This window comes from Bacteroidota bacterium (assembly GCA_016213405.1).
In the GTDB taxonomy this organism is placed as follows: Bacteria; Bacteroidota; Bacteroidia; order Palsa-948; family Palsa-948; genus Palsa-948.
This window is the reverse complement of the sequence record JACRAM010000084.1, coordinates 19264-41301: the sequence shown is the minus strand read 5'-3', so window position 1 is coordinate 41301 and position 22038 is coordinate 19264. Positions and strand designations below refer to the sequence as shown.

The following is a 22038-nucleotide window of genomic DNA, read 5'->3' as shown; positions in this document are numbered from 1 at the left end:
TTTGCAAAAGAAGGTTACTACAGTTTATCGGCAAACTACAAACGATTAAAACTTTATGAAACCGCTGTATGCGTCTAAGCATGTACAGTGGTGTGAGAGGTGGCGAAGTTACTTTGTACCTTCGCTTCCTACTTTAATTTGTAGAGAATTAATTTTTCGCCAGAGAAAATTTTCAAAATGTAAATTCCGTTTGGCTGGTTTGATAAATCAAGAAGCCCATCCCCGCCCTTCCCAAAGGGAAGGGAGAGTACTCTTTCTCCCAATACTGAATACACTTCTACAACACCCTCTTTTTTGGAGAGGGTTGGGGAGAGGCGGCATACTCCTTTTGATGGATTCGGATAAACAGAAAAATATTTTTCAGAAGGATAGGATGGAAGTGATGTGGTAAGACAGTTTCCGGGCATGTTCGTATCGAGCCAGGTCAGCCGATTAGAAATCCATAGTTTTAATCTGTTAATTTCACCCTGATAGGTTATTGGAATCGGGCTTGGATTCGGCCAGACATAAACTCCCAGAATAGGCCAGGTAATAAAGTTTCTCCCCATCCCCTCATTAAGGTAAGAAGCAGATGAATCTATGTAGGAAAAAAGGTAACCGGTATCAAGCACGGAATTTCTAAGCATGATCCACCGGCATTTTAAATTGTCGGTGAAGTTGCTATCCTGCATGAATCTATTCCACCAGAAAGGAACCTGCCAGAAATCACCTGAGCAAACATTGCCGAATTCATACGCCCAATCGGTGTAAGAGGGGCTGCCACAATAATCTGCATTCAACCAGGCAATGTCATAATCCCAGGGATGACCAATTTTTAATTTTCCTCCCTTGCTGTATTTGTCTTTATATAAATAAGTACTCAATCGGTATCCATCAATATTTTTACTCACTTCATTCAGAATAAAATAATCAATGAAAGTATTTACTCCGCAGTATTTTGCATAACCAATACTTGTGTCTGTAAAATTGGGTGCGGCAAGTGAAGTTTCAAAACTATCAACATACTGCTGAATATAATTTTGCTGTTGAATAGTGATTGAATCAGCATCAGGATATTCATACTGGAAATAAATTGTTTGCCCGCCTGAACTGACTACCGGAGGAAAAGGAGAAGTCCAGCCCGCTCCGCCATTGCCGGTGGTTTTATCAATCTTAATTATGTATCCTCCAGTCAAAGAATCTCCAGCGTTTTCCCATGTGTTTAGTTTTGCAATGTTCACTCGATTTTTATCACGCTTGATTCTTTCCATCAGAATGTACACTCCCTGATATTGACCGTTAATAACGAGTTCACAGTATTGAGTTCGATGAGCGTATCTCCCAAAATCACGGAACAGTTTATAGGAAAGAACATTTCGCATATGAGTTTTGTCGGAATAGGATGCGTTGAGAATCCAGTCGTGTTCAGCAGGCATTCCCAGAAGAATAGTATCTTTTTTATTTCCGATAGCGTATCTTGTTTCAAAGCCAAAACTTTTTTTAGGAAACATCTGTGATGATGAACCTCGCGCTTCGATGGCAATTTTTCCGTTGTAATTATTGAACGGACCGGTCATATAATTCCTGACACCGATTCCGTTGTAAATGATTCCCATGTCGCAAGTAAGTTTGGGTTCGTCAGGAATAGGCTGATTGTTTGTATTGATAACAACTATCGGAAGATTGGAACTTGTGAAACTGAAAAGAGGAGAAGCAGGATTGGTTCCGAAGGCAATGCTCCAGTCAAGTAGATTTCCCTGATCGGCAAAAGCATATGTATCGAGAATATGAAGTTTCCATTGCCCGTTCCCGTTTTGCCCATTGTTCACGAAAGACATATCTCCCTGCGGACGAAATGTTCCGGTGAAAGGCGCATTTCCCTGCGTGATTGGAGTGACAGCATCATTGCGAAAACATGTGTTGGTATAGTCATCATCACTTCCTCCGTTGCCGGATGTGAGAATAAAAACAGTTCCGTCAGGAGCGATGAGTGATATTTCAAGGTCAGAATCCCATGTGTGTGTTGCATTGATACAAACTTCTTCCAATCCAAAGTTTATCGTATCCAGCGGAGAAGCAAGTCCGGAAACATTTATGGTAAAGTTAATGCTGGTGCCGTCATCCGGAATCAGTCCACCGGTTCCATTAAAGGTTTGAGAAAAACAAATAGTAGTTGAGATAAGAAAAAAGATATATGTGATAATATTTTTTTTCATGTCTATAAACTAAAAACCCCCGACTTATTTATTGCCGGGGGTTTATTAATCCATTAAAAAAATTACTTTATAATGCTGAACTTTCCGTTGCGTAGTGTATTTCCTCTTTCGTCAAGAATCGCATAAGAATATAATCCAGCAGAAAGATTGGAAGTGTTTATCATTCCTTCTTTTCTGTTTATTCCGCTCATCGTTTGTTTGAGCGATGCGGAAGAAACTACTTTTCCGGTCACATCATAAGCAATCACAGAAGATGCTTCATTTACATCTGCAATAATGTTTACATAATTAGTTGCAGGGTTAGGGAAAACAGTCACTTCATTTGAAAAAGCGTGTTCGTTGATGCCGGTTGAACCGGCAAATGTTATATCATCCACCCAAAGAATACTGCCAATAGTGGGAGTAATAATTCGTGTTGCTGAAAAGTCAACTTCCATTGTATCAGGCCAAACAGCTAAGAAAGCGGTATTAGTATCCATTGTAATTGTTTGCTGAATATATGAACCCTGGGGTGCGGCTGACTGCCATTTGCCCGATGAAATTATATCGCGGCTGGCGCCATTCCATTTGGAGAGAGTAACGAAGCAAGAAGCGCTGTCATTTAATTGTGGAGTGTATTTATACCAAAACGAACAAGTGGCTGGTCGGCTTGTATAAGCAAAACCTCTAAAAATTTTAAATGAAGGAGTAGCCTGAACCTTCCCTGTAAAAGCGATTCCTACAGGATCGGGTATTAAACCAACAGCAGAAGCGGGCATATTAACAACATCTACTGTTGTAATTTTCATAGCATACGTTCCGCTGTGAGCCTCTGTACCACTTACTTTAAATACAGAAGTATCGTTACCAGGCGTGAAGGCATTATCCAGTTGATTTCCTGTAACCCAACTTGTTGGTTCTTCAGGCACAGCAAGAACTCCATTATTCATTGTTGACCAAGTTTCAAGATTCCATGTTGGTTGAGCAAAAGCGCAAACAGATGCTCCTGAAATAATTAATGAGAGTAAAAGTTTTTTCATGGAAATATGATTTTAAGTTGTTTTTTATTTAAGAACTTCAAAGATAGAAATAATACTGTCTTTTGCAAAAACAGTTTTGATTATTATTATAAAAAGATTTGGTCGTAATTAAATTATGCGCTTATATTTGTCCCTTCATTAATACAAGCGGGTATTCTTTATGCGTAAACGTTTAGTACTGATTGTTCTTATTCTGCTGGCTGGCGCAGTGGCATTTCTTTATTTTTATAAGGGTGGAGAGCTTTTCAAAAAAATACTTGGCGGCAAGAATGTAACCGAAGGGGTGATTGAATTTGATATCACCTATCCAAAGATGGATCCCAACAGCATGATGGTTCAGGGGTTACCGGATAAAGCGTATCTGCGTTTCAAGAATAACGATATGTCAAATGACATGTCGGGCATGATGGGGCTTATCAGCATTACGTATATCTCCAAACAATCCACCAAATCAGTTTCACAAACGCTAACGCTGATTAATAAAAAATATGTTTCGGATATTTCTGCAGAAGAAATGAATAAAATGAATTCCGATTATATCAGCAAAGTGGAAAATGGAAAAAACACTCAGGTGATTGCAGGATTTAAATGCAAAGAGGCGATTGTTTCATTAAAAAACGGAGAAACCATAAACGCTTTTTACACGAAGGATATTGGCATTGCAAATCCTAACTGGTCTAACCCATACTGCAAGATTGACGGAGTGCTTTTGGATTTCCAGATGGAGCGCTATGGTTTGGCAATGCACCTGAAAGCAAAGCAGGTTCTTGCTCAGAAAATTGATGACAGCGCCTTTGATATATCAGGGGACCACAAAAAAATTCCTTTCCCCGAACTTGAGAAAATTCTCATAGAACTAAATCCTGCCGGGAACTGAAATATTTCCCTTCTTTCCTCGTTTTTGGTGTATTGATTTCCTTCTCTACTTCTCTTTCTTAACATACCCTCGTTAACAAGTTATCACCTATGAGAAAGCTCGTACGACTCTTCATACCTATTTTTGATAGATTTATTAATGAATTTATTCCCGATGAAAATCGGGATTTCACTCCGTTCAAAATGGCTGAAGAAGAAATAGAAATAACTTCCTCGAATAAGTATAAAACAGCGCGCAACGAATTTCGAAAATCGCGTAAGGAAAAGGAAGAAACAGATGAAGAAGAGAACGATGACAACATGATTGAGGATGTGAACGAAGAGGAAGAAGCCAAGCCGAAGAAAAAAATAAAAGCTGAACAAGAAGAAGCAACAACCGAAGAAGTTGCTCCGAAAAGAAAAAAGAGAGTTCCGAAAGAAAAAATCAATCCATTCCAGCCGATAATTAATTTTATTAAAGATGAACGTCTGCATAGAGTTTTAGGTCTTGCGCTGATTCTTTCTTCAATTTACCTGCTGGTTGCTTTCACATCATTCCTTTTTACATGGCAAACTGACCAGGACAAAGTGATGGGTTCGTGGCGTGATTTATTTTTCTCAGGCGATGAAGTGAATGCTCTTCCTGCCGTTCAAACAGAAGTTGATAACTGGCTTGGAAAACTCGGAGCTGTGGTTTCTCATCTCTTCATTCACAAAGGATTCGGAGTTGCTTCCTATTTTTTTGTAGCATTTTCTTTTCTTGCTGGATTCAGAATCCTTTTTAAAACTTCTCTTTTCCCACTCAGAAAATTTTTCAAACGCTCAGCGTTTGTTATGATATGGAGTTCTGTCGGGCTTGGATATATTTTTCACAACAATTATTTTTTTCTTGGAGGAACATTCGGATATCAAACAAGTTTATGGCTGAACAATACATTGGGCATCATCGGCACAGGATTTTTGATGGTGTTTACTTTCTTTGGGTTCATGGCAATTTCCTTTAACTATGCGTTTGACTGGTTCAGAAGCAAACAGGCAGAAGGGCAGATGGAATCGCTTGATACTATGGAGCGAGTAGAATCCCTTCCATCTGAAAATATCCCGGTGGAAGTGATGACAGTTCAGCCTGTTGAAGAGAAACAAGTTGAACTCCCTGTTGAAGAATCCATTCATGAGGAAGAAGTAAAAGAAGAAGAGAAACCCGTGACTTTTGAAATGATTCCGGAAACAGAGGAAACAGAAGATAAAGAAGAAGACGAAAATGTTCAGTTCACTGTTGCGCAGACCAAAGGAGAAAAGTTGGTGGAAGAAACAGAAGACGACCTTTCTTCCTTTGGGGATTTTGACCCCACGCTTGAACTTTCAGATTACCAGAAACCCTCAATTGACTTGCTGAAAGAATACGGCAACAACGAAACAAATGTAAATCAGGAAGAGCTCATCGCGAATAAAGACAGGATTGTCAGCACACTTAAAAACTTTGGAATTGAGATTGCGAAAATCAAAGCAACCATTGGACCCACGGTTACACTGTATGAAATTATTCCTGCCGAAGGAGTTCGCATTTCTAAAATAAAAAATCTTGAAGACGATATTGCGCTTTCACTGGCAGCGCTCGGTATTCGAATCATAGCGCCTATGCCCGGAAAAGGAACGATTGGGATTGAAGTTCCGAATCAGAATCCCGAATTGGTTTCCATGCGTTCTATCATCGCTTCGGAAAGATTTCAGAATACAAATTTTGAATTGCCTTTTGGTTTAGGAAAAACAATTTCCAACGAAACTTTCATAGCGGATTTAACCAAAATGCCTCACCTGTTGATTGCAGGAACAACGGGACAGGGAAAATCTGTCGGACTGAATGCGATTCTTACTTCTCTTCTTTATAAAAAACATCCCGCGCAAGTAAAATTTGTTTTGATTGATCCGAAGCGTGTTGAATTGACGCTCTTCAATAAAATCGAAAGACATTTCCTTGCCAAACTTCCCAACTCTGAAGATGCAATTATTAAGGATACAACCAAAGTGATTCATACGCTAAAGTCGCTTTGCATGGAAATGGACGACCGCTTGAATTTATTCAACCTCTCAATGGTCAGAAACATTAAAGAGTATAACGCGAAGTTCATAGACAGAAAATTAAGTCCGAAGAAAGGACATAAATATCTTCCTTATATAGTAGTGGTGGTAGATGAGTTTGGCGATTTGATTGCACAAGCAGGAAAAGAAATTGAAACTCCTCTTACGCGTCTCGCAGCAGTTGCGCGTGCTACTGGTATTCACCTCATCATTGCAACGCAGCGCCCATCGGTGAATGTGGTGACAGGATTAATCAAAGCAAACTTTCCTGCTCGGATTGCTTTCCGTGTTCAATCCAAAATCGATTCACGGACAATTCTTGATGCAGGTGGTGCTGACCAATTAGTTGGAAAAGGAGACATGCTTTTTTCCATGGGAAGTGATTTGATTCGTTTGCAATGCCCGTTTGTGGATACCCCGGATGTTGAAGCAGTCACTGATTTTATCGGCAATCAGCGCGGTTATCCCGAAGCATTCAAACTTCCGGAATATATTGATGAAGAAGCAGAAGAACTTGATGACCTTGATCCATCTGAGCGCGATGTTTTTTTTGCGGAAGCTGCACGGATTGTTGTTTCACATCAGCAAGGATCCGCTTCTCTTCTCCAGCGTAAATTAAAACTTGGCTACAACCGCGCTGGAAGAATTGTTGACCAGCTGGAAGCGGCAGGAATTATTGGTCCGTTCAAGGGAAGCAAAGCCCGGGAAGTGCTAATAAAAGATCCTGTATCTTTGGAACAGTTATTGTCTAAAGCAGATAGAAGCGTGGACGGCATGGGTGATGGCAGCCCGATCGTTTAAAGCTCAAAAAATTCAGACTATGATTTCAATTAAAACTCTTGCAACAGGAATATTGATTTGCAGTACAACTTTTCTTTTTGCCCAACAGCCCAAAGAAGCAGTTGACGCAAAAGCAAAAGCAATCCTTGATGAAGTTGCCAAGCAGACAAAAACCTACACTTCCATTAAAACGGAATTTACTTCTGTGATGGAAAAGCAGGAAAGCAATGTAAAGTCTGCCGTCACAGAAACTCAATCGGGATCTCTGGAATTGAAAGGAGCCAAATATAAACTGAGTTTCAAGGGGCAAACTATTTTCTGCGACAGTAAAACCCAGTGGACATACATAAAGGAATCAAACGAAGTGCAAATCAACAACGCCCCCGATCCGAACGCCACCGACAATATTAATCCGGTAAATATTTTCACGCTTTACGAAAAGGGCTACAAGTATAAATATGAAAAAGAAGATATAGTGAACGGAGCGAAAGTGGACATCATCAGTTTGTTTCCATTAGACCCAGATAAAAAATCCTACCATACCATTCGCCTCACAATTGACAAAGTGAAAAAGCAAATCACAGTTGTGAAAATTCTGAATAAGAATGGAACATCCAATACTATTTCCGTAAAAAACTTTACTCCCAATTCAGAAATGACGGATATGATGTTCACTTTTAATAAGGCAGATTATAAAGGAGTAGAAGTTGTGGATTTGAGGGATAACTAAGAAGAAGTCCCACTCTAACTCTCCCCCAATGGGAGAGAAAAATAAAAATACTTTTTAAGAATTATTCTCCCTTCCCTTGGGGAAGGGATAGGGATGGACTTTAATATTCATCCTCATTAAAAAAGAAATCCTCTTTGGTAGGATAATCAGGCCAGATGTCATCAATGTTTTCAAAAACTTCTTCGTCATCTTCAATCTCCTGAAGGTTTTCAATCACTTCCATGGGCGCTCCTGTGCGTAGCCCGAAATCAACCAACTCATCTTTGGTGGCTGGCCAGGGAGCGTCTTCGAGGTACGAGGCTAATTCAAGTGTCCAGTACATTGTTTATTTTTTTGATTCAGATGGATTATTTTCAGATGCAAACGGATATTTATCTGTATGAATCCATCTTAATCCGTTTGAATCTGTATTTTTAAAATCGTGCGCGAAGATAAAAATTTATGATACCGAACAAAGAAAATGTGAAATTTTTTTATGGGATATTTTTACCCCTTTAAATCAGGATTCCATGGGATTTCTTCTCCCTTCAGGTCGTGCGAAAGTTTGCGGGAGAGAACAAAAAGATAATCGGAAAGACGGTTGAGATATTTGATGATGATATCTTCCATTTGTTCTGCGCTGGCAAGATTCACAGCACATCTTTCCGCTCTTCGGCATACACAGCGTGCTATGTGAGAATACGAAACTATGGTATGCCCGCCTGGAAGAACGAATGATTTCATCTCGGGAAGAACTTCATTCATCTTGTCCATTTCTTTTTCAAGCGCAATAACATCTTCTTCTTTAATCTCCGGAATTTTTATTCCTTTCTTATTCGGGTCAGAAGCAAGATGAGAACCAATCGTGAATAATTTATCCTGAACATGAATGAGGAATTTTTTTGTATCGGTAGAAATGTTTTGGTCGCGGATTAATCCAAGCCAAGAGTTAAGTTCATCCACTGTTCCATACGATTCAATGCGGATATGAGATTTCTTAACTCTCGTTCCTCCAAGTAGAGAAGTTTCGCCTTTGTCGCCTTTCTTAGTGTAGATTTTCATGAATGATTACATCGATTTCAAATTCAGATTACACCGATTGTTGTTTTCGAAACAGTAATTACATTTTCGTTTTTCCTGTCTGATTCTACAAGTCCGTCTTTCAGCCGAACAATCCTATGAGCGTGCTGAGCAATATCTTCTTCGTGCGTAACCAAAATGATAGTGTTTCCCTGTTTATGAATTTCTTCGAACAATCCCATAATTTCTTCCGAAGTTTTTGAATCAAGGTTTCCCGTTGGCTCATCGGCAAGAATGATGGACGGCTTGTTTACCAGCGCGCGCGCAACCGCTACACGCTGTTTCTGTCCGCCAGATAATTCATTCGGCTTGTGCTTAACTCTATCTCCAAGACCAACATGCTCCAAAGAAGACATCGCCAGTTGAAGGCGGTCTTTTTTATTTATTCCGGCATAAACCAACGGCACTGTTACATTTTCCAAAGCAGAAAGACGGGGCATTAAATTAAATGTTTGAAATACGAAACCGATTTCTTTATTTCTCACTTCCGCAAGTTGATTGTCCGACATGCGCGCCACTGAATGTCCGTTGAGAATATATTCACCCTTCGTGGGAGTATCCAGACATCCCAGCACATTCATTAGTGTTGATTTTCCCGAACCCGAAGGACCCATCAGCGCCACATATTCATTCTTATAAATATCCAGCGTAACTGAGCGAAGTGCATGAATGACTTCCGTTCCTACTTTATAAGAACGGCCGATATCTTTGAGTTGGATGATGGTTTTCATTTGAGTTGCCTCTCCCTAACCCTCTCCCAAGGAGAGGGAATTTAAAGTGAGTAAAGGTAAAACGAAATGCGAATTAGTGATAAGAATTTTCTCCTTCCCTTGGGGAAGGTCGGGATGGGCTTTTAGTATCTAATTATAAAATTCTCTTTCACCTGTCCCTTGCGGAAGAAAACCAACCCAAGGAAGAACAAATCAACAGTGACTGTAACTTTCGGGTGAGATTTTATCTCTTCCAATGCTTCTTCCATTTCATCAGACCAATGGATGTCGTCAAAAATGAAAATGGAATCGTTGTGAGTAGATTCAAGGCATTGAGAAAAATATTTCAGTGTTGGCTTTTTCTTATGATTGCCATCGAAGAAGACAAGTTGGCAATTGGCAATCGGCAATTGGTAAAGAACATCCTCAAAGTTTCCAGTTATACTTTCAATATTCTCCAAGCTCAATGATTGGAAATTCTTTCTTGCTTCGTTTGCGGTATTCGGACAACCTTCAATCGTAATCACTTTGGAGTTTGGATTTGCGGAAGCGAGATAGGCAGTGCTGATTCCCAAAGAAGTTCCAAGTTCAAGAATGGTGTTGGGTTTGAAATGATACGCAAGCCGAAAAAGCAACTCGCAGTATTTTTTGTCTTTGGCTGAACGCTCTGCGATTTCACTCACTGTTCTCTTGCCTGATTTTCCCGTTCCTAAATCTGTAACCTCAATTTCTTTATTTGAAATCAAAAGTTTTCTTCTCAGGAGTTCAATCTTATCAAACGAATAATAATTGCCCTTTTTATTTATCACTTCATTATACAACTCAAACACAAACGGAGAATGAATCCCGTGAGCGGTTTTGGCGAAAAACCAATACTTGAGATATTTCAGTAAAAAACTTATCAGCTTCACCTGACGAATTTAGCAATTCATAAAAACATAGCTGAAATTTTCTACATTCGTCAAATGAAAAAGATTACTCTCGTTTCGGCTATCATTTTAACCTTAGGAGTAAATCTCTTCTCACAAACCAAACCTATGGAAAACTTCGCACTCGTTATTCACGGAGGAGCCGGCACCATCCTCAAAGACAGCATGACCTCTGAACTTGAACAACAATACAAAACAAAACTCAATGAGGCACTCAAAGCTGGCTATGATATTCTTAGTAAAGGCGGAACTTCGATGGACGCGGTGATTGCTTCCATAAAAGTGATGGAAGATTCTCCGCTCTTTAACGCTGGAAAAGGTTCTGTGTTCGCGAATGACGGTACTAATTCAATGGACGCAAGCATTATGGACGGAAAAACCGGAAAAGCAGGAGCAATGGCTGGAGTTCACACGGTAAGAAATCCGATTGAAGGAGCGAGGGCGGTGATGGAAAAATCTCCACACGTGATTCTTTCTGGAGATGGAGCGGATAAATTCGCGAAAGAACAAGGTTTGAAAACAGAAGACTCAAAATATTTCTACGATGAAAAAAGATGGAAGCAATTTCAGCAGATAAAAAAGCAAGACGAAATAAAACTGGACCATGATTCAAAAGATACTTCTGGATATGTTCATCCGAAAGACGCTGAGTTTACTAATCCGGATAAAAAATTCGGAACTGTGGGTTGCGTTGCTCTCGATAAATACGGAAATCTTGCTGCGGGAACTTCCACTGGCGGAATGACTAATAAAAAATTCGGACGCGTTGGCGATTCTCCTATCATAGGCGCGGGCACGTACGCCAACAACAAAACCTGCGCGGTGAGTTGCACAGGTCATGGAGAATATTTTATCCGCAACGTGGTGGCGTATGATGTTTCCGCGCTGATGGAATACAAAGGCATGACGCTCGAACAGGCGACCAGCGAAGTAGTGATGAAAAAATTAAAAGACCAGGACGGTGAAGGCGGGCTCATCGCCATTGACGAGAAAGGAAACATTGCCATGCCCTTCAACACACCGGGAATGTATCGCGCCTATATGCTCAAAAACGGAAAAAGCGAAGTGAAAATTTTCAAAGAGTAGGCGAGAAAAATATTTCCCCGTTATTTCAAACTATCTATATTTGCAATCCTTTTTGAAAATATTGGGAGCCTAGCTCAGTTGGTTCAGAGCATCTCGTTTACACCGAGAGGGTCGGGGGTTCGAGCCCCTCGGCTCCCACAGAAATCCAGATTTATTCTGGATTTTTTATTTTGGGCGCGCCACCGCGAGGCGCGCTGTCAGGCTTTCGCCACTCGTTTTTTTTGCGAAGCGCAAAAAAGAGCTCAAACAATTGGCTCAATCCTTCGCGCAAACCCCGTAGGATAAATATCCAACGGGGCAAACAGCCCTGCGTGTGTTGTATTTCGTTTCCCATCCGATAAATCGGAGGCTATTAATATTTTTCCCCTAAGGGGAAAGAACAACTCGACTGAATTCTTCTTCACTCCGTAGGAGTGAAATATTAATAGCCCCGACATTTATGTCGTGGTAAAAGAATCCAACATACAACAACTCCCTTCTCCCTCGGGAGAAGGGCAGGGGATGAGGGCAGAGTAATAACCTTTATCTTTGGTAAATTATTTTTGGGAAATTAGCTCAGTTGGTTCAGAGCACTACCTCGACAAGGTAGGGGTCACAGGTTCGAGCCCTGTATTTCCCACCAAAGTGGTATACGACAGGTTTAACTCCGGTATACCACTTTTTTTATTGCCATAACTCTTTGAGTTACAAAGCAACCAAAGGAAAGTCGGTTTTATTTTAGTGGTTCGACACTCGTTGTTTCGCTTGTCATAACGGATTCCTTCAGGGAACAGCATGTTTTGCAAACGAAGTTTCTCCTTGTAGTCGGATTCATCCCACAGTTCAGGTAGATTCCCTGCATAGTCGAGCACCGTTTCAACGCATTCATCAAGGTTCGACACCTGTGCGGTAAATTTATCCAACCTACGGTGAATTTCACCCATCTCCTGCCGGAACTTCTCCTGATACTTAACAAACATTTCCTGTGTGATTTCCTCACCCATTACGAGCCATAATGTACCAAAATGTACTTACCGTCACAACAAAAACAGTTTCACTGTCGACAAAAACTACTGAAGGAATAAGAGCAAAGCCGGCACCACTTATCATAATTATAAAGAACCTCGCTTCGCCCACCGCTCCGCTAATTGTTGGAGTATATAATTCGAAATATAAATTTTTGTATAAAGAAGGAAGGCTGAAAGAATACACGTTTGTTCCGACAGGAAACACGTTAACCGCCTATATTACAGATATAAAATATGGAGAGCTTGCTGTGGCAATTTATCAGGACATGAACAGCAATGGAAAATTTGATAAAAATTTTATTGGCATGCCAACGGAAGGATATTGCTTTTCAAACAACTTTAAACCTAAAGTAAAGGCTCCGGATTATGATGATTGCAAGTTTGATTATGATGCAACAACCAATGCAATAACGATGAATTTCATTAAATAGGAACTGTTTAAACCCCCTGTAATCTCCCCGCGGTTCTCCCTAATCCACCGCTGAGAATTTATTAATGCTTTAAACTATTAATTCTTTTTTTTAATTCCTTTATTCTTTTTAGAAGTTTGTCAAAGGAAAGCGATTCTGTATAAATCATACTCTCCTGCATTTGTTTATAATCTTTTTCCCATGCTCCAATGATTGCATCGGGCGGAATGAAATTTATTTTCCCGGGTACATGGTTAGCATAATCAATTCCTCTGAGGGGCGTGATGGTTCTGCGATGTTCTACGATATGCTGATATAAAATTTTATCTTCCAATGCTTTTTTCGCAAATTCAGTATCCATCATTTTTTCAAGGTCGTATAAATGCCTGCTCAATCGGTCAACTTTTATTTTCTCCACATGTTTTTGAAATTCTTCGTGTAGTAGAAATATTTTTTCAAGAAAAGTTCGCTCAGGATTCACTGCGGGGATGGTTATATTGCTATCAGCAAATGGCTTTTCTTTAAAATGCTCACCCACAAATGAGCAAATTATTTTTTGAGAAAAAGGTTCAATTAGTGAGCGGCTCCCAATTTCTATTAAAACTCTTGGTGGCAGATATTTTGATTTGTCAGTTACTGCTGGGTAATTCACCTCAATAATTAGCGGGTCTTGGTCATTTGATGTTGTCTCCCTTAACCGTAAACTGACTTCTGTGAAACCTGCATTATGAAAAGTTTTTTGCAACAGCGGAAAATATTTTTCTGAAATATACTTGAAAGATTTCTCGCGAAGGCGTTTGACCTGCGAGGGAGTCATTTCTTCTTTAAATTCCAGAAATTTTCTGTCCAATGCCAAATCAATATCTTCAGAAAAGCGGTCAATCAAACTCCACGCTTTGCTTAATGATGTACCTCCTTTAAAAACAGTATACGGAGCAATCTCGGATGCAAAAACCATTTCAAGTGTCCGCACCACCCACCAATCTTTTTCAATGGCAGCGGGTGGCAAACCTAATTTATCCCCCACTTCTTTGAAGATAGCTTGCTTCTCCGAGGTTTTGATTCCCTTCCATATTTTTGCTATGTCATTACTCATTTTAAATTTCTTTTAAGAACTTTTCTCATAATTTTTCTAATCCATTCAGGAGCAAGTGCAATATCTTGTTCAAGATTTTTTCTTTTTTCTTTTTTTAATAAAGCAAGAATCTTTTTTTCTTCATCGGGGTCTACTTTGTCTTTGCCTATGGATTTTAATGCCTGAATAACCAGTTTGCTGATATTTCCTATAGCCGCAAGATTTTTCGGTGCGGTTCTTTTAAAAAGAATGCTTCTCTTGCCTATTTGAATTCTTCTTGACGCTCCATCTGTCAGGTAAACCACATTGAGCGGAACCTGTGTAGAGAGTCCCAACGCATTCAATGCAAAAACCCCTGTGGGTACAATCCGAGCTTTATCCCTGCTGGCAATTGCCTTTGCTATTTCTTCTACTGAAGGAGTGACGTTTCCGAGTAGTGTGCTTTGTTTCGGGCGTGTATAAATTCCTTGCGCTAATCTTATAATTTCACCTTTCGCAACGAGCCGCTCAAGGGCTTTGTTAACTGCTTTGGCATTTCCGGCAAAGAGAAAACTCTCTACAAAAAATATAGGCCCCCTTTGGGCTTGCTTGATTGCATTAAGCACCTGTATTTCAATGGTTTCTGTCACTTTTGATGATTATTCCTGTCGCAAATGTAGTAAATATTTGCGACAAGATATTCCATCACTAAAATATTTAAAGGAGCGATTGGCATAAATTAAGCTACGGTTCCCCTTTTATTTGCGCCACGTTCGCTTATCTCCTTTCCCTTTGGGAGTTTGCCCTTATTTGCCATACAACCCCTATATTTGCCTAAATTATTTTTTGTGGATTATATGAAGATAGGTGTCCTGCAAATCCTCCGGAAATCGGTTCGACACTTTTCCCCATAGTTCCACAACTTCAAATTACTTCCGCTACCACAAACGCACTGCCTGTTATTAGGATGAAATCTTTTGCGGAAGCGTTTTTCTTTGCGGAGTTCAGCGCTTGCTTCACGCTTGAATAAGTTTCTCCTTTCAAGCCAATTTTTTTTGCTTCTTCTGCCAGTATTTTTTCATCGAGCCCTCTCGGAATGTTTGCTTTGCAGAAATAGTAAGTTGCTTTCTTCGGAAGAAGAGAAAGAATTTTGCGGATGTCTTTTTCATTCACCGTTCCGAAAACGATGTGAAATTTTTCATGCGGAATTTGTTTTACTTGTTTAAAAACTTCTTTTATCCCTGCTTCGTTGTGGGCAATGTCGGCAACGATAAATGGTTTTTTGGAAAAGACATCCCATCTTCCTCTTAGTCCTGTGAGTTTGCAAACTTCTTTTAATCCCTTCGCGATTGCTTTTCTGTTGATTTCAAATCCGAACGGATGGAGCATTTCCGAAGCAAGTAGAACAGTCGGAATATTTTTCTTTTGATAATCTCCTTTGAGTCCGCATTCAATTCTTTTGGCGTTTGAAAAATCTTCAGCATACAAAAGCAAGGCATTCATCTCCTTAGATTTATTTTCAAAAATCTTTTTCGTTTCTTTTTGTTTTTCTCCTATGATAACGATTCCATTCTTCTTAATGATTCCTGCTTTCTCTAAAGCAATTTTATCCAACGTATCACCAAGTAAATTCTGATGGTCGTAGCTGATGTTGGTGATGATGGAGAGCAATGGCGTAATCACATTTGTTGAATCTAATCTTCCGCCCAGACCTGTTTCAATTATGGCAATATCAACTTTCTCCTTCGCGAAATACTCAAATGCCAACCCGACTGTCCATTCAAAGAAAGAAGGTTTTATTTTCTCGAATTCACTTTTATACTTCGTTACAAAATCTTCTACATAATTTTTCGAAATCATCTTTCCGTTAATCTTAACCCGCTCACGAAAATCTTTCAGATGAGGAGAAGTATACAGTCCGACTTTATATCCTGCGCATTGCAAAACAGAAGCCAGCATGTGTGATACAGAGCCTTTGCCGTTCGTGCCGGCAATATGTACCGACTTGAATTTATTCTCAGGATTGCCGAGAAGTTTGCAGATTGCGAGGGTGTTATCTAAATTTGCTTTATACGCAGCTGCGCCAATCCGCTGATACATGGGCAAGCGAGAATACAAATATGCAAGAGTGTCGGAGTAGTTCATGATCCCATCCCTAACCCTTCCCAAAGGGAAGGAGAAATTATGTAATACAAAGAAAAGATTTTTTGCTCTCTCCCCTTCGGGGAGAGGTGGAGAGGGGCTTTTATCTCAGCACAACCCACCCAAGTTCTTTTGAGAATGCATTCTTCGCTTGGTCGAGCATTTTCTTTTTTGCAACAAGGGTGAGGATGTCTTCTTCGGATTCAGCGTGTTCAATTTCTTTCTGCGTTTCGTTGATCATTTGCATTAGCTTTTTCACTTTGAGTGAATAGATAGCGTGCTCAACAGCAATTTTCAGAATGTCTTCTTCCTTTTGCACATCAATGCCGTGTTTTAGTTTCCAGTCGGAAATAGAATAGGGGAAAGTAGTGAGGTCAATTGCAGTGCGGGAAATTTCTGAATCTTCGTGGTGAATGAAATGTTCCAGCGCGGGAATTTCTTCTTTGCCGAACTCAGCAAATATCTTTCCGTAGAGTTCGTGCTCAAAGCTGATGTTGTCAACCAAAAGATGTTCTACGATAAAACGAGCCACACTTATATTTTCAGTTTCAGTTTTTATATTTCCTTCCTCATCTTTTTCTTCCGTCTGTATTTGCAGAAGTTTATCTCCATAATTCAAAAGCAGTCGTATGATTTCTTTTTCGTGATATTCAGCAGTGTCGCGATTTGTATCGATCGGCTGAGGGACAGGTGCGGTGTCAAGATCAATTATTTCCTCTATGGGAAGTTCATCTACTCTTTTAGCGTAGCGTTTTCTCAATGCTTTGTTCAGTTCGGTAAGAAGCGCCTGTTCGTCCATTTTCATAATCTTACTGCACTCCTGAATGAAAACCATTCTTGTGATAGCATTCGGAATCAGCGCAATGCTTTCCACGATCTGCTTGATGAGTTCCGATTTTTTTATCGGATCATTTTTCACATCTTCATAAAGCAACTGCGTTTTGAAGCGGATGAAATCAGTTTTGTTTTCGTTGATGAAAGTTTTTACTTCGGTCTCGCTGTGTTTTCGCGAATACGAATCAGGGTCATCACCTTCGGGAAATAAAACCACGCGCACGTTCAAACCTTCTTCTAGGATCATATCTATCCCTCGGAAACTCGCTTTGATTCCAGCAGGATCTCCATCATACATGATGGTAATGTTGTTCGTGTAGCGTTTGATGAGGCGAATTTGCTCCACGGTGAGCGAAGTTCCCGATGACGCTACCACATTTTCAATTCCAACAATGTGCATGGAAATTACATCCATGTATCCTTCCACCAAAAAACAATTGTCCTCGTTTGAAATTGCTTTGCGCGCCACATTCATTCCATAGAGTACATTGCTCTTGTGATAGATCTCGCTCTCGGGCGAATTCACGTATTTCGCTTTCACTTCTTTCTTCAGCGCGCGACCGCCAAAGCCAATCACTCTTCCGGTAATATTGTGAATGGGGAACATCACGCGCCCTGCGAAGCGGTCATAAATTTTTGCGTCTTGCTTCTTTTCTTCAGAAGTTTCTTCGCTTTCAATTCTAATTGTCAATCCTGTCTTTACCAGATAATCTAAGTTGTAGCCTTCTTTAATCGCTGTGTCAGTGAAAATTGTTCTTCCCTCTCGAGCATAACCTAATTGAAACTTCTGAATAATGTCATCTGCAAGTCCGCGCTCTTTGAAATAACTCAGCCCGATGGATTTTCCCTCATCTGAATTTAAAAGTGTTTCAGTAAAATATTTTTGCGCGTACGTATTTACTACGTACAAACTTTCCCGCTCGTTCTCTAATTTTTTTTCCTCCTCAATGTTGCGGTCATAAATTTCTTCAATCTCGATGTTATATTTTTTCGCTAAGTAACGGAGTGCTTCGGGATAATTCATTTTCTCGTGTTCCATCACAAAACTCACCGAGTCACCGCCCTTTCCGCAGCCAAAGCATTTGAAAATGTTGCGAACAGGATTCACGTTGAACGAAGGCGTTTTCTCATTGTGAAACGGACAGCGTGCAATGTAATTCACTCCGCGTTTTTTCAGAGTGAGAAAATCTCCCACCACTTCTTCAATGCGTGCAGATTCAATGATCCGTGCTATGGTGGGTTTTGATATCATGTGTAAATGAGGAGCGAAAGTAAAAAATCGTATTCTAAAAACTCATTTGTATTTTTGCACATGGAATGTGAACAAGATGTCAATAAATGGATAGAAAATCAGGAATTTGGCTTACTGTAATCCTTTTCATTTATTTTCTTTCCCTCCTTGTCAAAGAAAATCCATATGCCGACTTCTCTTCCGTCCTTATAATATCCCTCGTAATAAACTTTCCCGTTTTCATAATAAACGGTGGCTTTTCCATCGCGCAAACCATCTTTAAAAAATCCTTCGCTCTGAACATTTCCGTTCGAAAAAAAACCTGTCCACTGCCCATTGCGCTTTCCGTTTACATAATACCCTTTCATTTTCACTATGCCGTTAGGGTATTTTATAATATAATCTCCATACTGAACCGGAGGATTTTTTTCAATTACTCCTACAAGCCCATGCAGTGAAGTATCAGCGGACATGGTTTTTTCTGTTGTTTCTTCTTTTTTCTTTTCATCTGCGCCTGATGAGCAAGAAGCAAGTAAGAAGAGAATAGGAAGCAGAGAGTAAAGAGTAATTTTAGTTTTCATTGAAGTTTGTATTTCTCCCTTTATGGTATGGACTTTTAATGTTTTCGTTCTATTGTATAAACAACCAATTGCTCCAGCGCCTTTTTCGCTTCATTGTTGTTAAATCCAGAAAGCAGTTGAATCGCTTTGTCTTTATGCTCATGCATTTTTTTTGTAGCGTATTCAATTCCTCCGCTGTTCGTTACAAAATCTGTAACCTTTGCGATTTTTTCTTCGTCTTCGTGATTATTCTTAATGATGTTTATCATTTTCCGTTTGTCAAAGAAGGAAGCATTCTTCAGCGCGTAAATCAGCGGAAGTGTGAATTTTTTTTCTTTAATATCATTGCCTGTAGGTTTTCCGATTCCATTCCCGGTTCCGAAATCAAACAGATCATCTTTAATCTGAAAAGCGATTCCTGTCTGCTCGCCAAACAATCTCATCTGCTCAATGGTTTTTTCATCGCTTCCTACGGATGCAGCACCGCAAGAACAACAAGAAGCAATCAGCACAGCTGTTTTCTGGCGGATGATTTCAAAATACACTTGTTCGTCAACATCTAACCTTCTTGCTTTTTCAATCTGTAAAAGTTCTCCCTCACTCATTTCTTTCACCGCGTTGGAAACAATTCCAAGCAAACGAAAATCTTTATTGTCGACTGAAAGTAATAATCCTTTTGAAAGAAGGTAATCTCCAACAAGTACTGCAATTTTATTTTTCCATAGTGCGTTCAGCGAGAAAAATCCCCTGCGCATGTGAGAGTCATCCACCACATCATCATGAACAAGGGTTGCGGTATGCAGCAATTCAATCAGAGAGGCAGCGCGGTAAGTGGATTCATTCATCTCTCCACAGGTTTTCGCAGAAAGAAAAACAAACATCGGACGTAACTGCTTCCCTTTGCGCTTTACAATGTAATGCATGATTTTATCCAGAAGCGGAACATGGCTCCGCATGGCTTCGCGAAACTTCTGTTCAAATTCCTCCATCTCTTTTCTGACGGGAGCTTTTATGTCTTCAACGGATACTGCCATGAGTGCCAAAAGTAATTATTCTGATAAAACTGATTTGTTTTTATTAGCCAGCTGCCCGCAGGCAGCGTCAATATCCTTTCCGCGGCTTCTGCGCACATTCACAATGATCCTCTTATTCTCAAGATAGCCGACAAATTTTTTCAGGCGCGCGTCATTTGTCTGGCGAAATTCTGAATTGTCTATTGGATTATATTCAATGATATTTACTTTGCAGGGAATAACATTGCAAAATCTTTCCAGCTCCATCGCGTCTTTGATATCATCATTAAAATCTTTGAAAACGATATATTCATAGGTAACTCGTGTTCCTGTTTTCTCGTGAAAATATTTTAGTGCTTCAGCAAGCGATTCCAAAGAGTTCTGTTCGTTGATGGGCATTATTTTATTTCTCTTTTCATCGTTCGCGGCATGTAATGAAAGCGCAAAATTAAATTTCACTTTATCGTCTCCAAGTTTCTTAATCATCTTGGCAATTCCTGCTGTGGAAATTGTGATTCGCTGTGGTGACATTCCCAATCCTTCAGGCGAAGTAATTTTCTCAACCGACTCCAGAACATTTTTATAATTCAAAAGAGGTTCGCCCATGCCCATGTAAACAATATTTGATAGAGGAATGCCATATTTCTCTTCCGACTGTTTTTTTATTATAGCAACCTGATCATACATTTCACCTGCGTCAAGGTTACGTAGTCGTTCTAATCTTCCTGTGGCGCAGAAAGAGCAAGTGAGCGAGCAACCGACTTGCGAGGAAATGCAGGCAGTCATTCTGCTTTCCGTTGGAATCAAAACTCCTTCTACAATATTTCCGTCATACAAGCGAAAAGCATTTTTAATTGTCCTGTCTTTGCTGATTTGCGAGGAAGCGATACTCACGGCATTTATTGCGAAGTTTTCATTGAGCATTTCTCTCGTTGTCTTCGGAAGGTTGGTCATTTCCTCAAACGAACGAGCGGATTTTTTCCAAAGCCATTCATAAACTTGCTTGGCGCGAAATGATTTATCGCCTTTCTTCTCAAAAAAGATTTTGATTTCATCCAGCGGAAGCGCCCGTATGTTCTTCTTGCTCATTTTCCCTACGAATTTACGAATAATCCACCTCTTCTCTTTTTGTAAATTCGCGTTGTCATGAGAAAGATTTCTGCCGATTATATTTTCTCTGTTTCTTCGCCACCTATTAAGAATGGAGTGGTTATCGTAGATGATAAAGGAATTATTTTAGATGTTACCAGTCAACAGTTGGAAGTTACTGAAGTTCATGCTGGAATTATTGCCCCTGGATTTGTGAATACGCATTGCCATCTTGAACTGTCTCATCTCAAAGGACAAGTAGCGCAACACAAAGGTCTCACAGGTTTTGTTTCAGAACTGGTTCCAAAGCGCGGTACATTTTCTCCGGAGCAAATAAAATCTGCGATTGAATCTGCCGAAGATGAAATGATTCGCAATGGAATTGTCGCGGTGGGAGATATCTCCAATACTGATCATTCCTTTGAGCAAAAGAAAAAAAGAAAGATCGCCTATCATACTTTTCTGGAAATTTTCGATCTAGCTCCTGAAAAGGCAGAAGAAAAAATATCAGAAGCTAAATCGTTGCTCTTAAAATTTAAAAGCTCAAACTCTTCCATCACTCCACATGCTCCTTACAGTGTTTCCGGAAAATTATTAGAACGCATTGACAGTTTGAAACAGCCTTTCCTTTCTATACACAATCAGGAAGCCGCTTCCGAGAACGAGTTGTTTTTGTCTGGTACAGGACCACTTGCAGAACTTATGCAGAAAGCAGGGGTGGATATAGATTCAAAGCGCAGAAGCAAAAACTCCTTGCTTTTTGTCTTGGGAGCATTGATAGAGACAAAGAAAATACTTCTCGTACATAACACGTATACTTCAAAAGAAGATATTGAAATCATAAAACATTATTCTCAGGGAGGTGAATGCGAAGTAATGCTTTGCTTATGTCCGAAAGCAAATTTATATATAGAAAATAAACTTCCTGACATTTCGATGTTTCTTGAACAAGGAATGAAAATGACAATCGGAACAGACAGTCTGGCTTCCAACGATTCGCTCTCTGTCTTAGATGAATTGAAAACAATTTCCAAACATTTCCAAAAAATTCATTTTGAATCTTTAATTACCTGGGCTACAAAAAACGGAGCTGAGTTTATAGGAATGGATAAAGAATACGGAACGATTGAAAAAGGAAAAAAGCCAGGATTGAATTTGCTGAAAGGAATGAATGAGAAATTTGAACTCTCCGAAAAAGTTTCCGTTCAAAAACTAATTTAGGAATTTATTCCGCCAATTGACGGATCGAAGTATTC

19 protein-coding genes and 2 tRNA genes are annotated in these 22038 nt (G+C 39.8%); 8 read left to right on the top strand and 13 right to left on the bottom strand.

The window, feature by feature from the left end:
- Positions 1-128 precede the first annotated feature (128 nt).
- Positions 129-2195 (bottom strand): CotH kinase family protein, encoded by a 2067-nt coding sequence (locus HY841_10485; protein ID MBI4931179.1) that lies wholly within the window; start codon positions 2193-2195, stop codon positions 129-131.
- 62 nt (positions 2196-2257) lie between these two features.
- Positions 2258-3214, bottom strand: coding sequence for a T9SS type A sorting domain-containing protein (locus HY841_10480; GenBank protein ID MBI4931178.1), 957 nt, complete (start codon positions 3212-3214; stop codon positions 2258-2260).
- A gap of 160 nt (positions 3215-3374) precedes the next feature.
- Here HY841_10480 and HY841_10475 point away from each other — a divergent pair, with 160 nt between their 5' ends.
- The 3 genes from HY841_10475 to HY841_10465 all read left to right on the top strand — a co-directional run bounded on the left by HY841_10475 (position 3375) and on the right by HY841_10465 (position 7658).
- On the top strand, positions 3375-4091 hold the full coding sequence (locus HY841_10475; protein ID MBI4931177.1) for a hypothetical protein: 717 nt from the start codon (positions 3375-3377) through the stop codon (positions 4089-4091).
- A 299-nt stretch (positions 4092-4390) separates the two neighbouring features.
- Complete coding sequence (locus tag HY841_10470) at positions 4391-6949, top strand: DNA translocase FtsK 4TM domain-containing protein (protein ID MBI4931176.1); 2559 nt, start codon at positions 4391-4393, stop codon at positions 6947-6949.
- A gap of 19 nt (positions 6950-6968) precedes the next feature.
- Positions 6969-7658: an outer membrane lipoprotein carrier protein LolA gene (locus tag HY841_10465; GenBank protein MBI4931175.1), complete on the top strand. Its 690-nt coding sequence runs from the start codon at positions 6969-6971 to the stop codon at positions 7656-7658.
- A gap of 100 nt (positions 7659-7758) precedes the next feature.
- Here HY841_10465 and HY841_10460 read toward each other — a convergent pair whose 3' ends face one another.
- The 4 genes from HY841_10460 to HY841_10445 form a co-directional block, all read right to left on the bottom strand.
- Positions 7759-7980, bottom strand: a complete 222-nt coding sequence (locus tag HY841_10460) for a DUF2795 domain-containing protein (protein MBI4931174.1) — start codon at positions 7978-7980, stop codon at positions 7759-7761.
- Positions 7981-8144: 164 nt separating this feature from the next.
- A complete protein-coding gene (locus tag HY841_10455; protein ID MBI4931173.1) occupies positions 8145-8699 on the bottom strand; it encodes a cob(I)yrinic acid a,c-diamide adenosyltransferase in 555 nt (184 codons plus the stop codon).
- Between the two features lie 23 nt (positions 8700-8722).
- Positions 8723-9439 carry an ABC transporter ATP-binding protein gene (locus HY841_10450; protein ID MBI4931172.1) on the bottom strand — a complete coding sequence of 239 codons (717 nt, stop codon included), beginning with the start codon at positions 9437-9439 and terminating at the stop codon, positions 8723-8725.
- Between the two features lie 131 nt (positions 9440-9570).
- Positions 9571-10338 (bottom strand): class I SAM-dependent methyltransferase, encoded by a 768-nt coding sequence (locus tag HY841_10445; protein MBI4931171.1) that lies wholly within the window; start codon positions 10336-10338, stop codon positions 9571-9573.
- A 54-nt stretch (positions 10339-10392) separates the two neighbouring features.
- Here HY841_10445 and HY841_10440 point away from each other — a divergent pair, with 54 nt between their 5' ends.
- The 4 genes from HY841_10440 to HY841_10425 all read left to right on the top strand — a co-directional run bounded on the left by HY841_10440 (position 10393) and on the right by HY841_10425 (position 12880).
- The gene (locus HY841_10440; protein ID MBI4931170.1) at positions 10393-11442 is read left to right on the top strand and encodes an isoaspartyl peptidase/L-asparaginase; all 1050 of its coding nucleotides are present in this window, start codon (positions 10393-10395) and stop codon (positions 11440-11442) included.
- Positions 11443-11505: 63 nt separating this feature from the next.
- Positions 11506-11580: transfer RNA gene (locus tag HY841_10435), tRNA-Val, on the top strand.
- Positions 11581-11986: 406 nt separating this feature from the next.
- Positions 11987-12064, top strand: a tRNA-Val gene (locus tag HY841_10430).
- Between the two features lie 372 nt (positions 12065-12436).
- A complete protein-coding gene (locus tag HY841_10425) occupies positions 12437-12880 on the top strand; it encodes a DUF2141 domain-containing protein (protein MBI4931169.1) in 444 nt (147 codons plus the stop codon).
- Positions 12881-12941: 61 nt separating this feature from the next.
- Here HY841_10425 and HY841_10420 read toward each other — a convergent pair whose 3' ends face one another.
- The 7 genes from HY841_10420 to rlmN all read right to left on the bottom strand — a co-directional run bounded on the left by HY841_10420 (position 12942) and on the right by rlmN (position 20782).
- A complete protein-coding gene (locus HY841_10420) occupies positions 12942-13955 on the bottom strand; it encodes a nucleotidyl transferase AbiEii/AbiGii toxin family protein (GenBank protein MBI4931168.1) in 1014 nt (337 codons plus the stop codon).
- Positions 13952-14563, bottom strand: a complete 612-nt coding sequence (locus tag HY841_10415; GenBank protein MBI4931167.1) for a type IV toxin-antitoxin system AbiEi family antitoxin domain-containing protein — start codon at positions 14561-14563, stop codon at positions 13952-13954. The genes HY841_10420 and HY841_10415 overlap by 4 nt, the downstream gene beginning before the upstream one ends.
- 274 nt (positions 14564-14837) lie before the next feature.
- Positions 14838-16058, bottom strand: a complete 1221-nt coding sequence (locus tag HY841_10410; protein ID MBI4931166.1) for a bifunctional folylpolyglutamate synthase/dihydrofolate synthase — start codon at positions 16056-16058, stop codon at positions 14838-14840.
- Positions 16059-16158: 100 nt separating this feature from the next.
- The gene (locus HY841_10405) at positions 16159-18141 is read right to left on the bottom strand and encodes a DNA primase (GenBank protein MBI4931165.1); all 1983 of its coding nucleotides are present in this window, start codon (positions 18139-18141) and stop codon (positions 16159-16161) included.
- A 98-nt stretch (positions 18142-18239) separates the two neighbouring features.
- Entirely contained in the window at positions 18240-18701 is a 462-nt protein-coding gene (locus tag HY841_10400; GenBank protein MBI4931164.1) for a hypothetical protein, read from the bottom strand.
- A gap of 35 nt (positions 18702-18736) precedes the next feature.
- Positions 18737-19714 (bottom strand): polyprenyl synthetase family protein, encoded by a 978-nt coding sequence (locus tag HY841_10395; GenBank protein MBI4931163.1) that lies wholly within the window; start codon positions 19712-19714, stop codon positions 18737-18739.
- A gap of 15 nt (positions 19715-19729) precedes the next feature.
- Positions 19730-20782 (bottom strand): 23S rRNA (adenine(2503)-C(2))-methyltransferase RlmN, encoded by a 1053-nt coding sequence (gene rlmN / locus HY841_10390; GenBank protein ID MBI4931162.1) that lies wholly within the window; start codon positions 20780-20782, stop codon positions 19730-19732.
- A gap of 57 nt (positions 20783-20839) precedes the next feature.
- On the opposite strand from rlmN, the gene HY841_10385 reads away from it, so the two are divergent.
- Entirely contained in the window at positions 20840-22003 is a 1164-nt protein-coding gene (locus tag HY841_10385; GenBank protein ID MBI4931161.1) for an amidohydrolase family protein, read from the top strand.
- The last annotated feature ends 35 nt before the right edge of the window (positions 22004-22038 follow it).

Coding starts and splice junctions, on each gene's coding strand:
- HY841_10460 (MBI4931174.1), bottom strand. CDS start 7,980: ATGTACTGGACACTTGAATTAGCCTCGTACCTCGAAGACGCTCCCTGG.
- HY841_10405 (MBI4931165.1), bottom strand. CDS start 18,141: ATGATATCAAAACCCACCATAGCACGGATCATTGAATCTGCACGCATT.
- HY841_10395 (MBI4931163.1), bottom strand. CDS start 19,714: ATGGCAGTATCCGTTGAAGACATAAAAGCTCCCGTCAGAAAAGAGATG.
- HY841_10470 (MBI4931176.1), top strand. CDS start 4,391: ATGATTGAGGATGTGAACGAAGAGGAAGAAGCCAAGCCGAAGAAAAAA.
- HY841_10455 (MBI4931173.1), bottom strand. CDS start 8,699: ATGAAAATCTACACTAAGAAAGGCGACAAAGGCGAAACTTCTCTACTT.
- HY841_10385 (MBI4931161.1), top strand. CDS start 20,840: ATGAGAAAGATTTCTGCCGATTATATTTTCTCTGTTTCTTCGCCACCT.
- HY841_10425 (MBI4931169.1), top strand. CDS start 12,437: ATGTACCAAAATGTACTTACCGTCACAACAAAAACAGTTTCACTGTCG.
- HY841_10480 (MBI4931178.1), bottom strand. CDS start 3,214: ATGAAAAAACTTTTACTCTCATTAATTATTTCAGGAGCATCTGTTTGC.
- HY841_10410 (MBI4931166.1), bottom strand. CDS start 16,058: ATGAACTACTCCGACACTCTTGCATATTTGTATTCTCGCTTGCCCATG.
- HY841_10420 (MBI4931168.1), bottom strand. CDS start 13,955: ATGAGTAATGACATAGCAAAAATATGGAAGGGAATCAAAACCTCGGAG.
- HY841_10400 (MBI4931164.1), bottom strand. CDS start 18,701: ATGAAAACTAAAATTACTCTTTACTCTCTGCTTCCTATTCTCTTCTTA.
- rlmN (MBI4931162.1), bottom strand. CDS start 20,782: ATGAGCAAGAAGAACATACGGGCGCTTCCGCTGGATGAAATCAAAATC.
- HY841_10465 (MBI4931175.1), top strand. CDS start 6,969: ATGATTTCAATTAAAACTCTTGCAACAGGAATATTGATTTGCAGTACA.
- HY841_10485 (MBI4931179.1), bottom strand. CDS start 2,195: ATGAAAAAAAATATTATCACATATATCTTTTTTCTTATCTCAACTACT.
- HY841_10440 (MBI4931170.1), top strand. CDS start 10,393: ATGAAAAAGATTACTCTCGTTTCGGCTATCATTTTAACCTTAGGAGTA.
- HY841_10475 (MBI4931177.1), top strand. CDS start 3,375: ATGCGTAAACGTTTAGTACTGATTGTTCTTATTCTGCTGGCTGGCGCA.